The organism is Verticiella sediminum, from assembly GCF_007558815.1.
GTDB lineage: Bacteria > Pseudomonadota > Gammaproteobacteria > Burkholderiales > Burkholderiaceae_B > Verticiella > Verticiella sediminum.
Genome location: NZ_VLTJ01000007.1, coordinates 242,535 through 263,903 on the forward strand (window position 1 = coordinate 242,535; position 21,369 = coordinate 263,903).

At 68.3% G+C, this 21,369-nt stretch carries 14 protein-coding genes; 10 read left to right on the top strand and 4 right to left on the bottom strand.

Going from position 1 to position 21,369, the window contains the following annotated elements:
* The first annotated feature begins 29 nt into the window (after window positions 1-29).
* The 3 genes from acnB to FOZ76_RS04490 all read left to right on the top strand — a co-directional run bounded on the left by acnB (window position 30) and on the right by FOZ76_RS04490 (window position 5,314).
* A complete protein-coding gene (acnB, locus tag FOZ76_RS04480) occupies window positions 30-2,621 on the top strand; it encodes a bifunctional aconitate hydratase 2/2-methylisocitrate dehydratase (RefSeq protein ID WP_143946929.1) in 2,592 nt (863 codons plus the stop codon).
* Window positions 2,622-2,749: 128 nt separating this feature from the next.
* Complete coding sequence (locus FOZ76_RS04485; RefSeq protein WP_143946930.1) at window positions 2,750-3,895, top strand: metallophosphoesterase; 1,146 nt, start codon at window positions 2,750-2,752, stop codon at window positions 3,893-3,895.
* A 111-nt stretch (window positions 3,896-4,006) separates the two neighbouring features.
* Window positions 4,007-5,314: a PQQ-dependent sugar dehydrogenase gene (locus FOZ76_RS04490; protein WP_143946931.1), complete on the top strand. Its 1,308-nt coding sequence runs from the start codon at window positions 4,007-4,009 to the stop codon at window positions 5,312-5,314.
* 9 nt (window positions 5,315-5,323) lie between these two features.
* Here the strand turns inward: FOZ76_RS04490 and FOZ76_RS04495 are convergent, their stop codons facing one another.
* Both FOZ76_RS04495 and FOZ76_RS04500 read right to left on the bottom strand, forming a co-directional pair.
* Window positions 5,324-6,298, bottom strand: a complete 975-nt coding sequence (locus FOZ76_RS04495) for a tripartite tricarboxylate transporter substrate binding protein (RefSeq protein WP_143946932.1) — start codon at window positions 6,296-6,298, stop codon at window positions 5,324-5,326.
* 71 nt (window positions 6,299-6,369) lie between these two features.
* Complete coding sequence (locus tag FOZ76_RS04500; RefSeq protein ID WP_143946933.1) at window positions 6,370-7,239, bottom strand: fumarylacetoacetate hydrolase family protein; 870 nt, start codon at window positions 7,237-7,239, stop codon at window positions 6,370-6,372.
* 182 nt (window positions 7,240-7,421) lie between these two features.
* Here FOZ76_RS04500 and FOZ76_RS04505 point away from each other — a divergent pair, with 182 nt between their 5' ends.
* Window positions 7,422-8,093 carry a FadR/GntR family transcriptional regulator gene (locus FOZ76_RS04505; protein WP_143946934.1) on the top strand — a complete coding sequence of 224 codons (672 nt, stop codon included), beginning with the start codon at window positions 7,422-7,424 and terminating at the stop codon, window positions 8,091-8,093.
* Between the two features lie 16 nt (window positions 8,094-8,109).
* Here the strand turns inward: FOZ76_RS04505 and FOZ76_RS04510 are convergent, their stop codons facing one another.
* On the bottom strand, window positions 8,110-9,513 hold the full coding sequence (locus FOZ76_RS04510) for a hypothetical protein (RefSeq protein WP_143946935.1): 1,404 nt from the start codon (window positions 9,511-9,513) through the stop codon (window positions 8,110-8,112).
* A gap of 275 nt (window positions 9,514-9,788) precedes the next feature.
* Between FOZ76_RS04510 and FOZ76_RS04515 the strand changes: the two genes are divergently transcribed.
* The 3 genes from FOZ76_RS04515 (at window position 9,789) to acnA (ending at window position 16,206) form a co-directional block, all read left to right on the top strand.
* A complete protein-coding gene (locus tag FOZ76_RS04515; protein ID WP_143946936.1) occupies window positions 9,789-12,191 on the top strand; it encodes a glucose/quinate/shikimate family membrane-bound PQQ-dependent dehydrogenase in 2,403 nt (800 codons plus the stop codon).
* A gap of 196 nt (window positions 12,192-12,387) precedes the next feature.
* Window positions 12,388-13,251 (top strand): amidohydrolase family protein, encoded by an 864-nt coding sequence (locus FOZ76_RS04520; protein WP_143946937.1) that lies wholly within the window; start codon window positions 12,388-12,390, stop codon window positions 13,249-13,251.
* Between the two features lie 219 nt (window positions 13,252-13,470).
* Entirely contained in the window at window positions 13,471-16,206 is a 2,736-nt protein-coding gene (gene acnA, locus FOZ76_RS04525; RefSeq protein ID WP_143946938.1) for an aconitate hydratase AcnA, read from the top strand.
* 112 nt (window positions 16,207-16,318) lie between these two features.
* On the opposite strand, the gene FOZ76_RS04530 is transcribed toward acnA, so the two are convergent.
* Window positions 16,319-17,752: an NAD-dependent succinate-semialdehyde dehydrogenase gene (locus tag FOZ76_RS04530; protein WP_143946939.1), complete on the bottom strand. Its 1,434-nt coding sequence runs from the start codon at window positions 17,750-17,752 to the stop codon at window positions 16,319-16,321.
* 140 nt (window positions 17,753-17,892) lie between these two features.
* On the opposite strand from FOZ76_RS04530, the gene FOZ76_RS04535 reads away from it, so the two are divergent.
* The 3 genes from FOZ76_RS04535 to hpxO all read left to right on the top strand — a co-directional run bounded on the left by FOZ76_RS04535 (window position 17,893) and on the right by hpxO (window position 21,277).
* Window positions 17,893-19,113 (top strand): DUF2863 family protein, encoded by a 1,221-nt coding sequence (locus FOZ76_RS04535; RefSeq protein ID WP_143946940.1) that lies wholly within the window; start codon window positions 17,893-17,895, stop codon window positions 19,111-19,113.
* A gap of 62 nt (window positions 19,114-19,175) precedes the next feature.
* Window positions 19,176-19,904: a class I SAM-dependent methyltransferase gene (locus tag FOZ76_RS04540; RefSeq protein WP_143946941.1), complete on the top strand. Its 729-nt coding sequence runs from the start codon at window positions 19,176-19,178 to the stop codon at window positions 19,902-19,904.
* Between the two features lie 215 nt (window positions 19,905-20,119).
* On the top strand, window positions 20,120-21,277 hold the full coding sequence (gene hpxO, locus FOZ76_RS04545; RefSeq protein WP_143946942.1) for an FAD-dependent urate hydroxylase HpxO: 1,158 nt from the start codon (window positions 20,120-20,122) through the stop codon (window positions 21,275-21,277).
* The last annotated feature ends 92 nt before the right edge of the window (window positions 21,278-21,369 follow it).

The window sequence follows — 21,369 nt, forward strand, 5'->3', positions numbered from 1 at the left end:
TTCAACCTTCATCTCCCTAAGCGACTCCGATGCTGGAATCCTATCGCCAACACGTGGCCGAACGCGCCGCGCTGGGCATCCCCGCCCTGCCTCTGTCCGCCCAACAGACCGCTGCTCTGGTGGACCTGCTCAAGAACCCGCCCAAGGGCGAAGAAGATTTCCTCCTCGACCTGCTCACGCACCGCGTGCCGGCCGGCGTGGATGAAGCCGCGAAGGTGAAGGCATCGTTCCTGGCCGCGATCGCGCTGGGCAAGGACACCTGTGGCCTGGTCTCGCGCGCCAAGGCCACCGAACTGCTCGGCACCATGCTGGGTGGCTACAACATCGCCCCGCTGGTCGACCTGCTGGGCGACGCCGAAGTCGGCAAGATCGCCGCGGCCGGCCTGAAGAAGACCCTGCTGATGTTCGACGCCTTTCACGACGTGAAGGAAAAGGCCGACCAGGGCAACGAGGACGCCAAGGCCGTGCTGCAGAGCTGGGCCGACGCCGAGTGGTTCACCAGCCGCCCCGAGCTGCCCGAGAGCCTGACCATCACCGTCTTCAAGGTGCCTGGCGAGACCAACACCGACGACCTGTCGCCCGCGCCGGACGCGACCACGCGCCCGGATATCCCGATGCACGCCCTCGCGATGCTCAAGAACAAGCGCGAAGGCGCGGCGTTCCAGCCCGAGGAAGACGGCAAGCGCGGCCCCGTGGCCTTCATCGAGTCGCTGAAGGACAAGGGCCACCTGGTCGCCTACGTGGGCGACGTGGTCGGCACCGGCTCCTCGCGCAAGTCGGCCACCAACTCGGTGCTCTGGTTCACCGGCGAGGACATCCCCTTCGTGCCGAACAAGCGCTTCGGCGGCGTGTGCCTGGGCGGCAAGATCGCCCCGATCTTCTACAACACCATGGAAGACGCCGGCGCCCTGCCGATCGAACTGGACGTCTCCCAGATGGAGATGGGCGACGTGGTCGAGCTGCGCCCCTACGAAGGCAAGGCCCTGAAGAACGGCGAGGTCATCGCCGAATTCCAGGTCAAGTCCGACGTGCTGTTCGACGAAGTGCGTGCCGGTGGCCGCATCCCCCTGATCATCGGCCGCGGCCTCACCGCCAAGGCTCGCGAGGCGCTGGGCCTGCCGCCCTCCACGCTGTTCCGCCTGCCGCAGAACCCGGTCGACTCCGGCAAGGGCTACACGCTCGCGCAGAAGATGGTCGGCCGCGCCTGCGGCCTGCCGGAAGGCCAGGGCATCCGCCCGGGCACCTACTGCGAACCGCGCATGACGTCCGTCGGCAGCCAGGACACCACCGGCCCCATGACCCGCGACGAACTCAAGGACCTGGCCTGCCTGGGCTTCTCGGCCGATCTCGTCATGCAGTCGTTCTGCCACACCGCGGCCTACCCCAAGCCCGTGGACGTCAAGACGCACCACACCCTGCCCGAGTTCATCAGCACCCGCGGCGGCGTCTCGCTGCGCCCGGGCGACGGCGTGATCCACTCGTGGCTGAACCGCATGCTGCTGCCCGACACCGTGGGCACCGGCGGCGATTCGCACACGCGTTTTCCGATCGGGATCTCCTTTCCGGCCGGCTCGGGCCTGGTCGCCTTCGCGGCCGCCACCGGCGTCATGCCGCTGGACATGCCCGAATCGGTGCTGGTGCGCTTCAAGGGCAAGCTGCAGCCCGGCGTCACCCTGCGCGACCTGGTCAACGCGATCCCGCTCTATGCCATCAAGCAGGGCATGCTGACGGTCGCCAAGCAAGGCAAGAAGAACATCTTCTCCGGCCGCATCCTGGAAATCGAAGGCCTGCCCGATCTGAAGGTCGAGCAGGCGTTCGAGCTGTCCGACGCGTCCGCCGAGCGTTCGGCCGCCGGCTGCACGGTGCACCTGAACAAGGAACCGATCATCGAGTACATCAACAGCAACATCGTGATGCTGAAGTGGATGATCGCCAACGGCTACGAGGACGAGCGCACGCTGGCGCGCCGCATCAAGGCCATGCAAGCCTGGCTGGCCGATCCCAAGCTCATGGAGCCGGATGCCGACGCAGAATACGCCGCCGTGATCGAGATCGACCTCGCCGACGTGAAGGAGCCCATCGTGGCCTGCCCGAACGACCCGGACGACGTCAAGGTGCTGTCCGACGTGGCCGGCGCCAAGATCGACGAAGTGTTCATCGGTAGCTGCATGACCAACATCGGCCACTTCCGCGCGGCGTCCAAGCTGCTCGAAGGCAAGCGCGACATCCCGGTCAAGCTGTGGGTCGCCCCGCCGACCAAGATGGACGCCCAGCAACTGACCGAGGAAGGCCACTACGGCGTGTTCGGCACCGCCGGCGCGCGCACCGAGATGCCGGGCTGCTCGCTGTGCATGGGCAACCAGGCACAGGTGCGCGAAGGCGCGACGGTGATGTCGACCAGCACCCGCAACTTCCCGAACCGCCTGGGCAAGAACACCAACGTCTACCTCGGTTCGGCCGAGCTCGCCGCGATCTGCTCGCGCCTGGGCCGCATCCCGACCGTCGAGGAATACATGGCCGACATCGGTGTCATCAACCAGAACGGCGACAAGATCTACCAGTACCTGAACTTCGACCAGATCGAAGAGTACAAGGAGATCGCGGATTCGGTCGGCGCCTGAGGTCTTTCCGAACGCGTGAAGGCGAGGCCCGGGCGACAACGCCCGGGCCTCTTTTTTTATCGTCGTCCAGCGCCTGGGCTCCCGGGCTCCCGGGCGCTCGACGACCGTCCAGGATGAGTTGAACCCAAGTGTTTCATGCCGTCACCTGTCTGTTGGCCCTTTACGTGATCTGGCGCCTGGTGTGGCGCCAACGCTGGCGCGCTCCGCTCAAGTGGGCGCTGGCCATTCCGATCCTGCTGGCATCCCAGCACCATCTGGTCACGCGCAATTTCTTCGGCTCCATGGCGTCTCCCGAGATCCCGGCCGCGGCGTTGATGGTGCTCAACTGGGCTTTCGGCAGCATAGTCGTCGCCGCGGTCCTGCTGCTCGTCCAGGACCTGCTCGGCCTGCTGGCCTGGCCGCTGTCCCGGCGCACGGCGCGCACGCTGCTCACGGCGCCGGCGCCCCGCGCGGGCATCGGCGTCGTCGCCCTGCTGCTGGCGGCCGTCGGGGTCTGGCAGGCGGTGCGCGTGCCCGAGGTGCGCAGCATCGAGATCCAACTCGCACGGCTGCCGGCCGGGCTGGACGGCTTTCGCATCGTCCAGCTCACCGACCTGCATGCCAGCCGCCTGCTGCAGCGGCCGTGGATGCAAGCCGTCGTCGACCGAACCCGCGCCCTAGCCCCGGACCTGGTCGTGCTCACCGGCGACATGGTCGACGGCACGGTCGCCGCACGTACCGACGACGTCGAGCCCCTGCGTGAGCTCGCCGCGCAGCACACTGTCTACGCGATTCCCGGCAACCACGAGTACTACCTCGGGTATCGGCAATGGCTCGAGCACTTCGAGCGCCTGGGCGTGCGCATGCTGCTCAACGAGCATGTGAGCATCGGCCGCGACAGCGCGCAGTTCGTGCTGGCCGGCGTCACCGACCGGGCCGCGGCGCCTTTCGGCCAGCCGATGCCCGACATCGATGCAGCGCTTGCCGGCGTCGAGCGCGATGCCCCCGTCATCCTGCTCAGCCACCGGCCGCCCGGCGCCCAGGAGAACGCACGCGCCGGCGCCGACCTGCAGTTGTCCGGCCACACCCACGGCGGCCAGGTGCTGGGCCTGCACTGGGTCACCCAATGGGCCAACGACGGCTACGTCTCGGGCCGCTACCAGGTCGGCGGCATGCAGCTCTACGTGAGCAACGGCGCCGGGTTGTGGCCCGGCTTCGCGCTGCGCCTGGGGCGTGCGTCCGAGATCGTGCAGATCACCCTGCGCTCGGCGAAGGCGAGCGAGAAAGGCCGATGATGCGGCGGCCGCTGAGCCGTCTCGAAGCCCAGGCGGGCCCCGCACTGCATTGTGGGGAACCGCACCATGCCGGTAAGATGGGCTGCCCTTCTGTGAACAGGCCACGATGTCATGCCTCGTACCGCACTGCATAGGGCACCGCTCCCGGATCAGCCGGAATCGGCCACCGCCACGCCTCTCGATTCGGCCCAACGCGCGGCCGCTGTGCTGACCCTGGTGTTCGGCTGTTCTTCGGGCGCGGCTGTCGCCGCCAGCGCGGCGCCCGATGCCGCCCAGGCCGGCACCACGCCCATCGATACCGCCACGGGCGAGGCCGCCACGCCGCCATCGGCGCACGCCGAAACCCATGCCAGCGGTTTCGAGCGCCCCTGGAGCATGGCCTTTCTACCGGACGGCGGGATGCTGGTGACAGAGCGCCCCGGCCGGCTGCGCGTGGTGCGCCCTGACGGCGGCTTGGAACCCGTCGCCACCGCAGGCCTGCCCGACGTGGATGCGCGCGAGCACGGCGGCCTGCTCGACATTGCCCTGGACCCGGCTTTCGCCTCGAACCGCCTGTTCTACTTCAGCTACACCGAGGCCGATGCCGAAGACCTCGACGCCGGCAACGGCCTGGTGGTCGCGCGCGCTCGGCTGAGCGAGGATCTCGCGCGCGCCGAGGACACCGAAATCCTGTTTCGCCAGACCCCCAAGGTGCGCAGCCTGGAGAACCTGGGCGGGCGCATCGCGGTGTCCGGCGACGGCCATCTTTTCATCACGCTCGGCGACCGCCGCGTCGACGAGGAACGCGGCCACGCGCAGAACCCCGCCATGGCGCACGGCAAGACGCTGCGCATCCGCACCGATGGCGGCATCCCCGACGACAATCCCTTCGTCGGCCGACAGGACGCGCTGCCGCAGGTCTGGACGCTGGGCCATCGCAATCCGCAAGGCGCCTTCGTGCATCCGCAGACTGGCGAACTCTGGATCGCCGAGCACGGCCCGCTGGGCGGCGACGAAATCAACATCGCCCGCAAGGGCTCCAACTACGGCTGGCCGGTGGTTTCGTACGGCTGCGAATACGATACCTGCGCGCCCATCGGCGCGGGCACCGCCGAGCAGCCCGGCATGGCGCCGCCGCTCACCTACTGGACGCTGCCCTCGGCCGCGCCGAGCAATCTGCTGATCTATACGGGCGACGAACTGCCGCAATGGCGGGACAATCTTTTCGTGGGCGGCCTGTCCAGCAAGGCCGTATGGCGCATGGAGCTGTTCGGGCCACCCGAGGCCCCGCGTGTGGTACGCCGCGAAGCCCTGTTCTCCGAACTGGACGAACGCATCCGCGACGTCCGGCAAGGGCCGGACGGGCGTCTCTACCTACTGACGGACGGCAGCGAGGCGCGCGTCATCCGCGTGCGCCGCGCCACGCCGCCCGAGGGTTGACCATCGCGGTCAATCCACCTTGCCGATGCGCTCGACGGTTTCGGTCAACACTTGCGTATCCTCTTTCCAGTACTCGTCGAACGCCTGCGCGTCCAGGTAGGCGACGGGGCTGCCGGTAGCCGAAATGGTCCGGTTCAGCCGCTCGTCCTGCGCCACTTTCGCCATCGCGTCGCGCAGGCGCTGCACGACGGGCTCCGGCGTGCCTTCGATGGCGAACAGGCCGGACCACTGGCGAAAGCCCACGTCGTGGCCGAGCGAGCGCAGACTCGGCACGTCGGGCAGGCTGGCCAGCGGCTCGTCGCCCCAGTGCGCCAGCACCCGTACCCGGCCCGCCTCGATGAGCTGCAGCACGGTAGACGGCCCGGTCGCCAGCACGTCCACCTGTCCGCCCAGCAGGGCCTGCACCGCCGGCCCGCCTCCCGTGAACGGGATGTGCATCAGTTCCACGCCGGCGTCATGCGCCAGCATCTCCATGGGCAGGTGCATCGTGCCATACACGCCGGAGCTGCCGTAGTTGATCTGCTTGGGACGTTTCCCGGCGTCCGCCAGGAAGTCCTCGACGGACTGCCAGGGCGCGTCCGCGCGCACCGCCAGCACGGTGGGATCGGCGGTGACGCGGGCGATGGGCACGAACTGGTCCAGGCGATACGCGGGCTCGCGCGCCAGCACGCGGTCTGCGGCGGGCAGGATCGAGATCGAGGACAGGCTCATCAGCAAGGTGTAGCCGTCCGGCTGCGCCCTGGCGGCCTGGCCGATGCCCAGGCCGCCGCCGGCGCCGGGCCGGTTCTCGATCACGACCGACTGCCCCAGCTCGCGCGACAGCGCCTCGGCCACCGGCCTGGCCACGATGTCGGCCACGCCCGCGGGCGGGAAAGGCACGATCATGGTGATCGCACGCGTCGGGTAGTCGGCCCCCTGGGCAGCCGCCGTCATGGCCAGCCCGGCCGCGCACAGCGCCAGCCGGCGCCAGATTCTGTTCTGCATCGTCTCCTCCTCCGAGTGTGGCCGGCGCGGCATGCGTTGCGCTGCGCCTGGCCCTTGGGTTCATGCGAACGTCATACGAATCGGTTCTCGATCTCGCCCAGGCCGTCGATCGCGATGCGCACCACGTCGCCCGCGCGCAGCCACGAAGGCGGCGTCATGCCCATGCCCACGCCCGCCGGCGTGCCGGTGGCGATGATGTCGCCCGGCATCAGCGTGATGCCGCGCGAGCAGGTCTCGATCAGCGTCGGGATGTCGAAGATCAGATCCTGCGTGCGCGCATCCTGGCGCAGCTCGCCATTGACCCAGCAGCGCACCCGCGTGTCGGCGCCGTCGAAGCTGTCGGCGGTGACCAGCCAGGGGCCCATGGGGCAGAAGGTGTCGAAGGACTTGCCCAGATCCCATTGCTGGTGACGCATCTGCACGTCGCGCGCGGTGACGTCGTTGACGACGGTGTAGCCAAAGATGTGGCCCAGCGCATCGGCGCGGGCGATGTTGCGTCCGCCCTTGCCGATCACGATGGCAAGCTCGGCTTCGTAATCCACCTGCTCGGTGATGCCAGCCGGCAGCCGTACCTCGTCGCGGGGGCCGATCACCGTTTGCGGCACTTTGGTGAAGACGATCGGCCAGGCTTCCTTGGCGCCGTCGTTCGCCTGGAACACCGAGCCCGACAGCTCGCGTGCATGTGCGTGGTAATTGCGGCCGACACAGAAGAGATTGCGATGCGGCAGGGGAATGGGCGCTTCCGGCTCGACACTGGCCCAGGGCAGGAGCGGCCCGGCGCGATCCGGCAACGCCTGCCCCGCCTGCATGCGCGCGATCAGCGCGAGCGCGCCGCGCTCGGCCTCGTCATCGGACAGCGCCAGGGCCTGCACCGTGCTGCCATCGTCCGCGACGACGCCGACCTGGCGCCGCCCCTCGCTCCGAAAAACTGCAATCTTCATGGGTGCTCCGGAAAAGTCGGACCGGCCTCGGTCCAATACATGCCAATTCCCGAAATATAGGCCCAATACGGCACCAAGTAAATACCAAATCAGCCCTAATGTGGACCAATCTCACAGGATATATCGATAGGTACGCGAAAATTGGTCTTTATTGGTACCATGACGCAAACTTCCGAGATCCCATGGACAAGACCTCCGCCCTGCGCGATGAGATTCTCGCGCGCATCGCCTCCGGCGAGTGGCCGCACGGACACCGCCTGCCGACCGAGCGCGAATTCGCGGCTGCCCACCGGCTCAGCCGTTCGACCGTCAGGCGCACCCTCGCGCAGCTCAAGGCGCGGGGCCTGATCAGCCAGACCGTGGGCAGCGGCACCTATGTCGCCGCGCCCGGCGGCGAGGCGAACGGTGTCGAGCGGCTGCAGGACGACGCGATGACGACCAGCCCGGCCCAGTTGATGGCCGCGCGCCTGGCGCTCGAGCCGGCAATCGCGGCGCTGGTGGTCGAACATGCCCGCCCCGCGGACTTCGAGCACATGAGACTGTGCTGCGAGCGGGCCGAGGCCGCCGACAGCTTCGAGGATTTCGAGACCTGGGATGCCGCGCTGCATGAAGCCATCGCGGCCGCGGCGCACAACCCGCTCATCGAGAACGTGTTCTCGCTCATGAACCACGCGCGCTCGCATGCTTCGTGGGGCGTGCTCAAGCGGCGCAGCCTGACCGACGAGAGGCGCAAAGCCTACCAGCGCGAACACCGCGCCCTGGTCGACGCCCTGTGCGAGCGCGACGCGATGCGCGCCACCGAGACGGCGCGCACCCATCTGCTGCACGTCAGACGCAATCTCCTGGGCTATTGAGCCCGATGGGGCGTCCTCACTCCACCGATAGCTGATACACCCCGGCGTTCTGATCGACCGACGAGGCCTCCAGGCGGTAGGTGCCGGCGGCGAGATCGACGGCGAGGCGGGCGTCCAGATTGCCGGCGCCGTCGTCGTCCTCGACCTGGACGCCGTTGCCGGACAGCTTCAGGTAGGAATCCACACCTGTCGAACGCATGGTCACCACATAGCTGCCGGCGCGCGGGATGCGCAGCTCATAGACGTCGGGCCGGCCCGAGCTCAGGGATGCCTCCATGCTGCGTCCGGGCGCGATCTCGCCGCCACCCGCCGCCGGCGCCGGGCCGGTCTGCGCGAGCAACCGGTACATCCCGCCGCCGCTCAGGGCGCTGGCGTTGATCGTGTAGCTGCCCGGCTCCACCACGACGTCCAGGCGTGCATTGCTGCCGCCGCCGCTATCGTCGTCCTCCAGCGCGACGCCGGCGCCGCGCAGCTCGAGATAGGCGTCGAACTGGTCCGAATCCATGGTCAGCGTCAGGCGCGAGCGCTCGCGCACGGTGAACTGGTACTGGCGCGGCTTGCCGCTGATGCTGCCCATCACCGCCTGGCCCGCCGTAAGCTCGCCATCGTTCTGCAGGACCGTGCCGGCCGGCAGCTCCGCGCGTGCGCTCGTCACGGTGTAGACGCCGGCTCCCTCCTGGCTCAGGCTGCCGGCGCGCAGGCTGTAGGCGCCCGGCTCCAGATAGGCCGAGATGCGCGCATCGAGATCGCCCGCGCTATCGTCGTCCTCCAGCTCGACGCCCGGCCCGCGCAACTGCAGATAGGCGTCGAAATCCTGCGAACGCAGGGTGAACTCGTACAGGCCGGCCTCGGTCAGGTTCACGTCGTACACGTTGGCGCGATGCTCGCCGCGCAGCGGCGTGTCGCGCCCGAGCCAGCCCGTCAGGCTCTTGCCGGATTCGAGCGCACCGCTGTTCACGATGTCGATGGCGCTCGCCTGCAGGCTGAAGGGGCCGAAACCACGGCGGTCGGCGCCGCTCACCGCGATCCTGTACGCGGCGTCGGCCGCCGGCTGGAACACCAGCGCCGCCGGGCCGCGGGATTCGCCGCAGCACGACTGCGCGCCCGACGGGCCTTCGACGAGCTCGCCTTCCCTGTAGAGGGCAAGCACGCCGGAAAAGGCGCTGTCCAGCGTGATGCGCACGGCCTTGTCGCCCGGCACCTTCACGTCCACCACGTCGTAGCGGCTGCCGTCGTTCATGTTCATGGCGCTCTGCGTGGTCAGCTCGCCGCGCACGCTGCCGTCCAGCGCCAGTTCGCGCGCCGCCTGCGCTGCCGGCGGGCCGGCCGGCGGCTCCCGATCCGGCTGGCAGCCGGCAAGCAGGAACAGGGTGGTACTGATAGCCAGCGCGTTGCGCACCGGCACGAATGGCCATGCCATACGTGATACTCCATCGAGGCTTGTTGTTCTTGGTGCGCCGCAACGGGCGGCGGCACGCGCCGCGTCCACCGCAATCGCCGGCGGATTGTAGAGGACACGGCGCGCGGGCACCTGGCAAGGCGAGGCCCGCGCCGCGAGCGGATAGCCGCAAGAACTACAATGTCGGGGTTGCGCACCCCCGCAACACTCCGCCGCGGCGAGTTCTCCCGCGTGCCGTGCCGGTCCTCCCGGCTGGAGCGCTCGTCCTGCATTCCCTGGCATCCTCGGAAACAACAATGAAGAATCCTGATCCCTTACCTTCCCGCGCTGTGCGCTGGCCAGTCTGGATCGTGGCCGCGCTCGTCCTGCTGAGCGGCCTGTTCCTGACGCTGGGCGGCGTGTATCTCGCCGTCCTCGGCGGCAGCCTCTATTTCGTCGTCGCAGGCCTGGGCCTGCTCGTCAGCGGCTGGCTGATGGCACGCGGACGGCCCGCCGGCGCCTGGCTGTTCCTCGTCGTCATGCTCGCCACGCTGGTGTGGGCCGTCTGGGATGCCGGCCTCGAATTCTGGCCGCTGGTCTCGCGCCTGTTCGCGTTCGGCGTCATATCCGTGCTGGTCGCACTGGTCTACCCGCTGCTGGTCAGGACCACGGGCGAGCGCGCGGGCCGCGGCGCCTATGTGCTGGCCGGCGTGACGGCGCTCGCGCTGATCGTGGCCGGCGCCTATGCCTTCGTGCCCAGCCACATCGTCGCCGCCCAGGGGCCCGCCCCCAGCTTCCAGCCGGTCGCGCAAGGCCAGGGCCAGACCGAATGGCGGCATTGGGGCGGCACCACGGCGGGAGACCGTTTCGCCCGCCTCGACCAGATCAACCGGGACAACGTGAAGAATCTGCAGGTGGCGTGGACGGCACACACCGGCGATATTCCCGTGAGCACCGGCGCGGGCGCCGAGGATCAGAACACCCCCTTGCAGATCGACGATACGCTCTACGTCTGCACCCCCTACTCCAAGGTGATCGCGCTGGACGTGGACACCGGCAAGGAGCGCTGGCGCTTCGACGCCAAGGGCAAGGCGCCGAGCTGGCAGCGTTGCCGCGGGCTGGGCTATCACGCCGACGAGGGCGCGCCCGACGCCACGCAGTCCTCGGGCGCCGCCATCGACGTGGACAATGCCGTGCCCGGCGTGTGCACGCGCCGGCTGTATCTGCCCACCGTCGATGCCCGCCTGATCGCCCTGAATGCGGACGACGGCCAGCCTTGCGCCGGCTTCGGCGACAACGGCACGGTCGACCTGTCCCAGGGCATGGGCGAGATCCCGTTCGGCTGGTACCAGCAGACGTCGACGCCGCTGGTCGCCGGCGACCTGGTCGTGGTGGGCGGGCGTGTCGCGGACAACTGGGCGGTCGACGAGCCGCCCGGCGTCGTGCGCGCCTTCGACGCGCGCACCGGCGCCCTGGTCTGGGCCTGGGATTCGGGCAACCCCGCGATCACCAAGGAGCCGCCACCGGGCGGCACCTACAGCCGCGGCGCACCGAACGTCTGGGCCGCCATGGCCTACGACCCCGAGCTCAACCTCGTCTACCTGCCCACGGGCAACCGCACGCCCGACTTCTTCGGCGGCCTTCGCACCGAGGACGACGGACGCTATTCCTCCTCGGTGGTGGCCGTGGACGCGGCCACCGGCGCCGTGCGCTGGCACTTCCAGATGACCCACCACGATCTCTGGGACTTCGACATTCCGGCGCAACCGCTGCTCTACGACGTGCCCGACGGCAAGGGCGGCACGCTGCCCGCGCTCGTGCAGGTGACCAAGCAGGGCGAGATCTTCATGCTCAACCGCGTCACCGGCGAGCCGATCGCCGAGGTCGAGGAACGTCCGGTGCCGCAGGGCGACCTGCCCGGCGAACGCTACTCGCCGACCCAGCCCTATTCGGTGGGCATGCCCTCGATCGGCAACACGACCCTGGTCGAATCCGACATGTGGGGCGCCACCCCGTTCGACCAGTTGCTGTGCCGCATCACCTTCAAGACCATGCGTCATGAAGGCGTCTACACGCCGCCCGGCCTGGACTGGGGGCTGCAGATGCCGGGCTCGCTCGGCGGCATGAACTGGGGCGGCGTGTCGGTCGATCCGAACAACCACCTCATGTTCGTCAACGACATGCGGCTGGGCCTGGCCAACTACATGATCCCGCGCGACAAGATGCCGTCCAACGCGAGCGGCATCGAGATGGGCGCGGTGCCCCAGGTGGGCACACCGTACGGCGCCATGCGCCAGCGCTTCCTGTCGCAGCTCGGCATTCCGTGCCAGAAGCCGCCCTTCGGCACCATGACCGCGATCGACCTGGAAACCCGCCAGATCGTCTGGCAGGTGCCGGTCGGCACGGTCAAGGACACCGGCCCGCTGGGCATCCGCATGGGCCTGCCGATTCCCATCGGCATGCCCACGCTCGGCCCCTCGCTCGCCACCCAGTCCGGCCTGGTGTTCTTCGCCGGCACGCAGGATTTCTACCTGCGCGCCTTCGACGCGGCCACCGGCAAGGAGATCTGGAAGTCGCGCCTGCCGGTGGGCAGCCAGTCCGGGCCGATGACCTACGTCTCGCCCAAGACCGGCAAACAGTACGTCGTCATCAACGCGGGCGGCGCCCGCCAGTCGCCCGAGCGCGGCGACTACATCATCGCCTACGCCCTGCCCGACTGAGTCGGGCGCCCGGCCCGGTGCGCTGCCGGGCCGGGCCGCGTTGTCCGTCCCGCGCCCGGCTCGTCCGGGCGCGCGCGTTCGTGCTGCAGAAAGCGCCCGGGTTTTCCCCAGGTCAGCGGGCGTACGCGCGTCGATATAGTTATGGAAATTAATTAAATTCCATAACTAAACGAGGACTTTCCCGCGGAGCTGCCTCATGAACATTCAGGATCTCGACGCCATAGACGTCCACGTCCACGCCGAAGTCTCCTGCCGCTGTCCGCCCGATGCCTTCGGCAGGGAATTCGACGAGGCGGCCGAGAAATACTTCAAGTTCCACCACCGGCCGACCATCCCGCAGACGATCGAGTACTACCGCGAGCGCAAGATCGGTTTCGTCATGTTCACGGTGGACTCCGAGGCCAACATGGGGCGCCGGCGCATCCCGAACGAAGAGATCGCCGAGGCCGCGCTGCAAAACCCCGACATCATGATCGCGTTCGCGAGCATCGACCCGCACAAGGGCAAGATGGGCGTGCGCGAGGCGCGGCGCCTGATCGAGGATTACCAGGTCAAGGGCTTCAAGTTCCACCCGACCACCCAGGGCTTCTTTCCGAACGATGCGCTGGCCTATCCACTGTACGAGGTGATCGCCGAGGCCGGCCTGCCGTGCATCTTCCACAGCGGCCATTCGGGTATCGGCACCGGCCTGCCCGGCGGCGGCGGCCTGAAGCTGAAATATTCCAACCCGATCCACCTGGACGACGTGGCGGCGGATTTCCCCGACATGAAGATCATCATCGCGCATCCGTCCTGGCCCTGGCAGGACGAAGCGCTGTCGGTCTGCCTGCACAAGCACAACGTACACATCGACCTCTCGGGCTGGTCGCCCAAGTACTTCCCGCCCCAGCTCGTGCAGTATGCCAACACCCAGTTGAAGGACCGTGTGCTGTTCGGTTCGGACTTCCCGCTCATCACCCCGGAGCGCTGGATGAAGGACTTCCAGGAAGCCGGCTTTCGTCCCGAGCTGCACCAGCGCATCCTCAAGGACAACGCCGCCCGCGTGCTGGGCCTGGCCTGAACCTGGCCCTCGGCCGCGGCGCGAGTGGCGCGCAACGCACTGCGGCACGCGCAGGGCTTGCTTCTTGCTGCAAGCTCCCCATATGGTCCCTATGGTCTTATATCTTATATAAGACACTGGAAAACAAGACCTGTTCGACGTAAGCTTGCAGACAGGCGCGCATCGCGCGTGCGCTGCATATAAATGGTAGATTTAGACGATTCCTTCACGGAGCCCACCATGCCGCACAACAGCTTCAGCACACTCAAGAAATTCAAGATCGGCGACAACAAATCAGGGCAGTATTACTCGTTGCCCGCCCTGGGCAAGGCCCTGGGGGTGGACATCTCCCGATTGCCGGTGTCGATCCGGGTGGTGCTCGAAGCCGTGCTGCGCAACTGCGACGGTAAGAAGGTCACCGAGGAGCACGTGCGCCAGCTCGCCGGCTGGCAGCCGAACACCTCCCGCGAAGAAGAAATCCCCTTCGTGGTGGCGCGCGTGGTGCTGCAGGATTTCACCGGCGTACCGCTGCTCGCCGACGTGGCGGCCATGCGCAGCGTGGCCCAGCGCATGGGCAAGAACCCCAAGGCTATCGAGCCGCTGGTTCCGGTCGATCTGGTCGTCGACCACTCGGTGATGATCGACTACTTCGGCACGCCCAAGGCGCTCGATCTCAACATGAAGCTGGAATTCAAGCGCAACCAGGAGCGCTACCAGTTCATGAAGTGGGGCATGCAGGCGTTCAAGACCTTCGGTGTGGTGCCGCCGGGCTTTGGCATCGTGCACCAGGTCAACCTCGAATACCTCGCGCGCGGCGTGCACCGCACGGCTGACGGCGTCTACTATCCCGACACCCTCGTCGGCACCGACAGCCACACCACCATGATCAACGGCATCGGCGTGGTCGGCTGGGGCGTGGGCGGCATCGAGGCCGAGGCCGGCATGCTCGGCCAGCCGGTCTACTTCCTCACGCCCGACGTGGTCGGCGTGGAGCTCAAGGGCCAGTTGCGCGAAGGCGTGACCGCCACCGACCTCGTGCTGCGCATCACCGAGATGCTGCGCCAGGAGAAGGTGGTCGGCAAGTTCGTCGAGTTCTGTGGCGAGGGCACGTCCAGCCTGAGCGTCACCGACCGCGCCACCATCGGCAACATGGCGCCCGAGTACGGCGCCACCATGGGCTTCTTCCCGGTCGATACGCGCACCATCGATTATTTCCGCGCCACCGGCCGCACCGCCGAGGAAATCGCCGCCCTCGAATCCTACTTCAAGGCGCAGAAGATGTTCGGCGTGCCCAAGGCCAGGGACATCGACTACACCAAGCTGCTCACGCTCGATCTCTCCACGGTCGCCCCGTCGCTCGCCGGCCCCAAGCGCCCGCAGGACCGCATCGAGATCGGCAACGTCAAGTCCACTTTCATCGACCTCTTCAGCCGCCCGATCGCCGAGAACGGCTTCGCTCAACCCGCCGAGAAGCTGAGCGAGATCTTCCCGACCGCCAAGAAAAACGTCTCGCTCAAGAACGGCGACGTGCTGATCGCGGCGATCACCTCGTGTACGAACACCTCCAATCCGAACGTGATGCTGGCCGCGGGCCTGCTCGCCAAGAAGGCGGTGGAGGCCGGTCTGAAGGTCTCGTCCAAGGTCAAGACCTCGCTCGCACCGGGTTCGCGCGTGGTCACGCACTATCTCGAGAAGACCGGCTTGCTGCCCTACCTGGAGCAACTCGGCTTCGACGTCGCGGCCTACGGCTGCACCACCTGCATCGGCAACGCCGGCGACCTCGCCGCGGAGTACAACCAGGCCATCCTCGAGAACGATCTGGTGTGCGCCGCCGTGCTCTCGGGCAACCGCAACTTCGAGGCGCGCATCCATCCCAACATCAAGGCCAACTTCCTGGCCTCGCCGCCCCTGGTCGTGGCCTACGCCATCGCCGGCAACATGACCGTCGACCTCATGACCGAGCCCGTGGGCCGCGGCAAGGACGGCGACGTCTGGCTCGGCAACATCTGGCCGACCAGCGAGGAGATCCAGGCGCTGGTCCAGAGTTCCATGACGCCCAGGGACTTCCGCGACAACTACGCCCAGGTCCAGCAGAACCCGGGCAAGCTGTGGGAAAAGATCAAGGGCGTCACCGGCGAGACCTACAACTGGCCCAAGTCCACCTACATCGCCGAGCCCCCGTTCTTCGAGGGCTTCGAGATGACGCCCGCGCCCATGCCCCAGGTGCGCGGCGCGCGGGCGCTGGGCGTGTTCGGCGACTCGATCACCACCGACCACATTTCGCCGGCCGGCTCGATCAAGGACACCTCGCCGGCCGGGCGCTGGCTCACCGAGCACGGCGTGCTCAAGCCCGACTTCAACAGCTACGGTTCCCGGCGCGGCAACCACGAGATCATGATGCGCGGCACCTTCGCCAACGTGCGCATCAAGAACCTCATGATCCCGCCCAGGGCTGACGGCAGCCGCTTCGAGGGCGGCGACACCCTGTTCCAGCCCGGCGGCGAGCAGATGTCCATCTATGACGCCGCCATGAAGTACGTGGCCGCCGGCATACCCACCGTCGTCTTCGGCGGCGAAGAATACGGCACCGGCTCCTCGCGCGACTGGGCCGCCAAGGGCACCCAGTTGCTCGGCGTCAAGGCCGTGATCGCACGCAGCTTCGAGCGCATCCACCGCAGCAACCTGGTCGGCATGGGCGTGCTGCCCCTGCAGTTCAAGGGCGCCGACAGCGTGCAGTCGCTCGGCATCACCGGCCGCGAGACCTACGACATCGAGGGCCTGGAGCACGGCATCCGCCCACAGCAGGACGTCACCCTGGTGATCCATCGCGAGGACGGCGTCGAGCAGCGCGTCACGGTGCTGCTGCGCATCGACACCCCGATCGAGGTGGACTACTACCAGCACGGGGGGATTCTGCCGTTCGTGCTGCGCCAGTTGCTGGCTGACGAGGGAGCAGCCGCGAAGAAGGCGGCTTGAGAAAGGTTCGAAATCTCAGAGCTTCGCTTCCGGGAAGAACGGAAGCGGTACGACCCGCCGCCGCGGCGTCTCTGCCGAGACGCTCCGGTCGACAGGCCGTCCAGGCGCGACGTCAGATCTGCGTCACCGTCTTCGTGACCAGGTAGCCGTCGAAGGTCTCCTGCCCGCCTTCGCTGCCGATGCCGCTGTCCTTGACGCCGCCGAAGGGCAGCTCCGAGAGCGCCACGCCGAAGTGGTTGACGCCGACCATGCCGACCTCGAGGTTGCTCGAGATGTGGTGCGCAGTCTGCAGGTTGGTGGTGAAGACGTAGGAGGCCAGGCCGAAGGGCAGGCTGTTGGCCCGGCGCAGCACGTCGTCGACCTCGCTGAACTGCGTGAGCGGCGCGACCGGGCCGAACGGCTCCTCGGTCATGAGGCGGGCGTCGTCCGGCAGGCCGGCGATCACCGTCGGCGCATAGAAGTAGCCCTTGCCCTCGCCGACCGTGAGGCGATCGCCCCCGGTCAGCACCTTGCCGCCGCGCTTGTGTGCGTCGTCGATGAAGGCGGCCATGGCGTCCACGCGCCGGGCATGCGCCAGCGGCCCCATCTGGGTGCCCTGCTCCAGGCCGTCGCCCACGCGGGTGCCCTCGATCTGCGCGACGAAACGCTCGGCGAAGGCATCGAAAATGCCTTCCTGGACGTAGAAGCGGGTGGGCGAAATGCACACCTGCCCCGCGTTGCGCAGCTTGAACTTGGCCAGGCCGACGGCGGCGGCCTCGATGTCGGCGTCGTTGCAGACGATCACCGGCGAGTGCCCGCCCAGCTCCATGGTGACGCGCTTCATGTGCTTGCCGGCCAGCGCGGAGAGTTCCTTGCCCACCGGCACCGAACCGGTGAACGAGATCTTGCGCACGATCGGCGATTCGATGAGGTAGGTCGAGATCTCGCTCGGCACGCCCCAGACGATGTTGAGCACGCCCTTGGGCAGGCCGGCATCGTGAAAGAGGCGGGCCATGGCCACGACCGCGCTCGGGGCGTCTTCGGGCCCCTTCAGGATCAGCGTGCAGCCGGCGCCCAGCGCGGCGAGCGCCTTGCGGATCGCCTGGTTGAGCGGGAAGTTCCACGGGGTGAACGCGGCGCACACGCCGACCGGTTCGCGCAGCACCATCTGGCGCATGCGCGCATCGCGCGACGGCACGATGCGCCCGTAGATGCGACGCGCCTCCTCGGCGTGCCAGTCGCAGTGCTCGGCGCAGCCCTGCACCTCGGCGGTGGCCTCGGCCAGCGGCTTGCCCTGGTCGAGCGTGATGTTGCGGGCGATGTCCGCGGCGCGCTCGCGCGCCAGTTCGCCGACCCGGCGCAGAATGCGGGCGCGCTCCACCGGCGAGGTCTGGCGCCACTGCACGAAGGCGCGTTCGGCCGCCTGCAGGGCGCGGTCCAGGTCCTGGCGCGACGCGTGCGGCAGTTGGCCCAGCACTTCGCCGGTGGCCGGGTTGATCACATCCTGCGCCTTGGCCGCGGCATCGATGAACTCACCATCGATATACATGGACAGTTTTTCGTACATGGCGGGCATTCCTCGTCTGGTCGGGTGTGGGGGGAAAAGTGCGTCCATGATACCGGCTCGCACGCCCGTCGCCCAAGGCGCCAGCCCGATCCGCGCAGGCGCGGTAAACTAGGCGGTTCCTCTTCGATTTTGTGCCCTCGATGCCCCGTTCCCGTTCTGTTTCCGCCAGCCAGCGCGCCAGCCACCGCGATACCGATCGCCTGGTGCTGCTTGCCCAGTCGCTGGCCGCATCCAGCAGCCGCGTCGAAGACCGTTACTGGGAGCGCCAGCTCGACGCTCTGCTCGGCAAGCTCATGCGTGCGGGCCAGGACGGGCCGATCGACGGCGCGCTGGACGACCTCTTCACGCGCGACCCGGCGGCCTACGACGTGCTGGCCGAGCTGTGCGAGACGCAGTCCGAGTCCCAAGTATTCGAGAAGGACGGCGAGCGCTACGAAGCGCTGCTCGTCGTCGCTCCGCTTGCCGTGTGGACGCGCTACAGCATCCCCTCCGGCAAGATGCGCCGCGACGCCATCGAGGCGCTGCAGGCGCAGTTGCACGGGCACGTGCTTGCCAAGGAGGCGCGCCTGGCGCTGGTGCCGGGCCTGCTCTCGATCGACCAGATGCCGCGCAGCTTCTCGGCCACCCAGCAGTGGCTGCATCGCCTCACCCTGCAGGCGCTCGGCAAGAACACCACGCAGAAAGTCAGCCTGCCCGAAGACGCCGAGACCGCCGAGATGCTGGCCGACACGCGCTATGTCGCCGGCGTGGTCGTCGTCAAGGAAGGCGAGCCGGTGTTCCGCTGGCAGGAGACGCCGGAAGATCCCTCGGCCAGCCGGGCGGCCTGCCTGGCCGGCTGGCAGGCTCAGGCCGAACCCACCTTCACCGGGCTGCTGCCGGGCTGCGGCTTCGAGATCCTCCTGCCCGACGCCTGGTACATGGGCAATCGCGAGGCGGATCGCTGCGTGCGTCCGCTGTCGGTGCGCGCGGCGGTGAGCTGGCTCGAGACCACGGCCAACTTCCCGCCCGACCATCTGCGCGCGGTGATCGCCGGCATCGGCGAGCAGCAGATCGACGAATACCGCATCGGCTTCACCGAGCGCAACAGCAACGACGTGATCTACGGCGTGGTGTGGCCGCTGTTCGGGCGCGAGCCGGCCGAGCCCGGCATGGCCGGCGACGATGCGCCGGTCGGCGCCCTGGACGAAATCGTGGAGCTTCTGAAAAGCCTGGGCGTCACCGACATCCGCCGGCTGCCCGGCATTCTGCCGCCCGAGTTCTGCGACGACTGCGGCGCGCCGTTCTTTCCCGATCCGCTGGGCGTGCTCGAGCATGCCGAGCTGCCTGCCGACGTCGATCCGTCGCCGCAGCATTTCCACTGAACCGCGCCGCGCCGGTCGCCGCAAGGCGTCCGGCCGCCCCGCAGCCTGCGTCCCGTTCCGCCATGGCACAGAACATCTACGACACGCCGGAATTCTTCGCGGGCTACAGCGGGCTGCCGCGTTCGGTCCTCGGCCTGGACGGCGCTCCCGAGTGGCCGTCGGTCAGGGCACTGCTGCCCGCCCTAGCCGGGCGTGACGTCGTCGACCTCGGCTGCGGATTCGGCGCCTTTGCCCGCTGGGCGGCCCAGCAGGACGCCGCCTCGGTGCTGGCCCTGGACCTCTCGGAGAACATGCTTGCCCGGGCGCGCGAACTCACCGCCTCGCCCGCCGTGCGCTACCAGCGCGCCGATCTCGAACAGCTCAGCCTGCCCCGCGCCGCGTTCGACCTTGCCTATTCCGCCCTCGCCCTGCACTACGTCGAGGACTACGCGCGCCTGGCGGCGAGCGTGTTCGACGCGCTTCGGCCCGGGTCGGCGTTCGTGTTCACCATCGAGCACCCCATCTACATGGCCTCGACCCGGCCCGGATGGCTGCAGCGCGAGGATGGCGAGCGCACCTGGGCGCTCGATCACTATGCCTGCGAAGGCGAGCGCATCACCCACTGGTTCGCCGACGGCGTACGCAAGTACCATCGTACGCTTGCGACGACCGTGAATACGCTCCTCGCGGCGGGTTTCACCCTGGAGCGCATCGCCGAATGGTCGCCCAGCGCCGATCAACTGGCGCAGCAGCCGGCCCTGGGCGACGAGATGCAGCGCCCGATGCTGCTCGTGGTGGCCGCGAGCCGCTGAGGCAGCGCCGCGTTCCGGTACATACCGGGGAACCCGCGTCGGACGTGCGCCGGAACCACCCCCGCTGCGGTCCTCGGTGGAAAGTGGGCACGATTTTTGTATGCAAAATTCGCGGACGCTCGGGTTGAGCGCGCCGCGAGGGGCATCGCAGCCAGGATGCCCCATGCTGGCGCGCCCTCGCGCGCCATTCTGGTGCATGGAACGAGGGACGCGGTATGAAGGTCAGCATCATTGGTGCAGGCATGGGCGGTTTGAGCGCGGGCATCGCGCTCAAGCGCCTGGGTTACGAAGTCAAGGTATTCGAAAAAGTGGAAGCAATACGCCCCGTCGGCGCAGCCATCTCGCTGTGGCCGAACGGCGTCAAATGCCTCAACTATCTGGGCCTGGCCGAGCAGGTCGCCGCGCTGGGCGGCCGGATGGACCACATGGCCTACGTCGACGGCGCGAGCGGCCGCACGATGACGCGCTTCAGCCTGCAGCCTCTGGTCGAGCAGGCCGGCCAGCGCCCGTATCCGGTGGCGCGCGCCGGCCTGCAGGACATGCTGATGCGGGCCTTCGGCCCCGAGGACATCGCGCTGGGCATGCCGCTGGTCGGCGTCGAGGACGGCGCCTCGGCCGTGACCGCCGTCTTCGCCAACGGGCAGACCGTGGCGAGCGACGTGCTCATCGGCGCGGACGGCACGCACTCGGTGGTGCGCGGCCACGTGCTGGGCCATCAGCCCGAGCGGCGCTATGCGGGCTACGTGAACTGGAACGGCCTGGTCGAGATCGATACGGCCATCGCACCCGCGGACCAGTGGACCACCTTCGTCGGCGAAGGCAAGCGCGTCTCCGTGATGCCCGTGGCCGGCAACCGCTTCTATTTCTTCTTCGACGTGCCGCTGCCCAAGGGCCAGGCCAACGAGCGCGCCACGTACAAGGCCATCCTGCGCGAGCACTTCCGCGGCTGGGCCGCGCCGGTGCAGACGCTGATCGAGCGCATCGACGAGAACGGCACCAACCGCGTCGAGATCCACGACATCGAACCCTTCGACACCTGGACGCGCGGCCGCGTGGCGCTGCTGGGCGATGCGGCCCACAGCACGACCCCGGACATCGGCCAGGGCGGCTGCGCCGCCATGGAAGACGCCGTGGTCCTGGCCATCGCCCTGCAGACCAATACGCTGGGTGTCGAGGACGCCCTGCGGCGCTATGCGCAGCGCCGCGTACAGCGCGCGAGCGACCTGGTGCTGCGCGCGCGCAAACGCTGCGACGTCACCCACGGCAAGGACCCGGCCGTCACCCAGGCCTGGTACGACGAGCTCTGGCAAGAGGACGGCAGCAACATCATCCGCGGCATCTACGCCAACGTGCAAGGCAATCCGCTGGACTGACCAAGGGCGCCGACCGACCGGCCCCGCCCGCGTCGTCGCGCGCGATCCGGTTCGCGCGCGACGCACTCCCCCTCGATCCGCCTGCGCTGCGC

Bases quoted from the DNA above. Each gene is read 5' to 3' on its own strand.
- FOZ76_RS04540 (WP_143946941.1), top strand. From the start codon at position 19,176: ATGGCACAGAACATCTACGACACGCCGGAATTCTTCGCGGGCTACAGC.
- FOZ76_RS04510 (WP_143946935.1), bottom strand. From the start codon at position 9,513: ATGGCATGGCCATTCGTGCCGGTGCGCAACGCGCTGGCTATCAGTACC.
- FOZ76_RS04515 (WP_143946936.1), top strand. From the start codon at position 9,789: ATGAAGAATCCTGATCCCTTACCTTCCCGCGCTGTGCGCTGGCCAGTC.
- FOZ76_RS04520 (WP_143946937.1), top strand. From the start codon at position 12,388: ATGAACATTCAGGATCTCGACGCCATAGACGTCCACGTCCACGCCGAA.
- acnA (WP_143946938.1), top strand. From the start codon at position 13,471: ATGCCGCACAACAGCTTCAGCACACTCAAGAAATTCAAGATCGGCGAC.
- hpxO (WP_143946942.1), top strand. From the start codon at position 20,120: ATGAAGGTCAGCATCATTGGTGCAGGCATGGGCGGTTTGAGCGCGGGC.
- FOZ76_RS04530 (WP_143946939.1), bottom strand. From the start codon at position 17,752: ATGTACGAAAAACTGTCCATGTATATCGATGGTGAGTTCATCGATGCC.
- acnB (WP_143946929.1), top strand. From the start codon at position 30: ATGCTGGAATCCTATCGCCAACACGTGGCCGAACGCGCCGCGCTGGGC.
- FOZ76_RS04490 (WP_143946931.1), top strand. From the start codon at position 4,007: ATGCCTCGTACCGCACTGCATAGGGCACCGCTCCCGGATCAGCCGGAA.
- FOZ76_RS04535 (WP_143946940.1), top strand. From the start codon at position 17,893: ATGCCCCGTTCCCGTTCTGTTTCCGCCAGCCAGCGCGCCAGCCACCGC.
- FOZ76_RS04500 (WP_143946933.1), bottom strand. From the start codon at position 7,239: ATGAAGATTGCAGTTTTTCGGAGCGAGGGGCGGCGCCAGGTCGGCGTC.
- FOZ76_RS04505 (WP_143946934.1), top strand. From the start codon at position 7,422: ATGGACAAGACCTCCGCCCTGCGCGATGAGATTCTCGCGCGCATCGCC.
- FOZ76_RS04495 (WP_143946932.1), bottom strand. From the start codon at position 6,298: ATGCAGAACAGAATCTGGCGCCGGCTGGCGCTGTGCGCGGCCGGGCTG.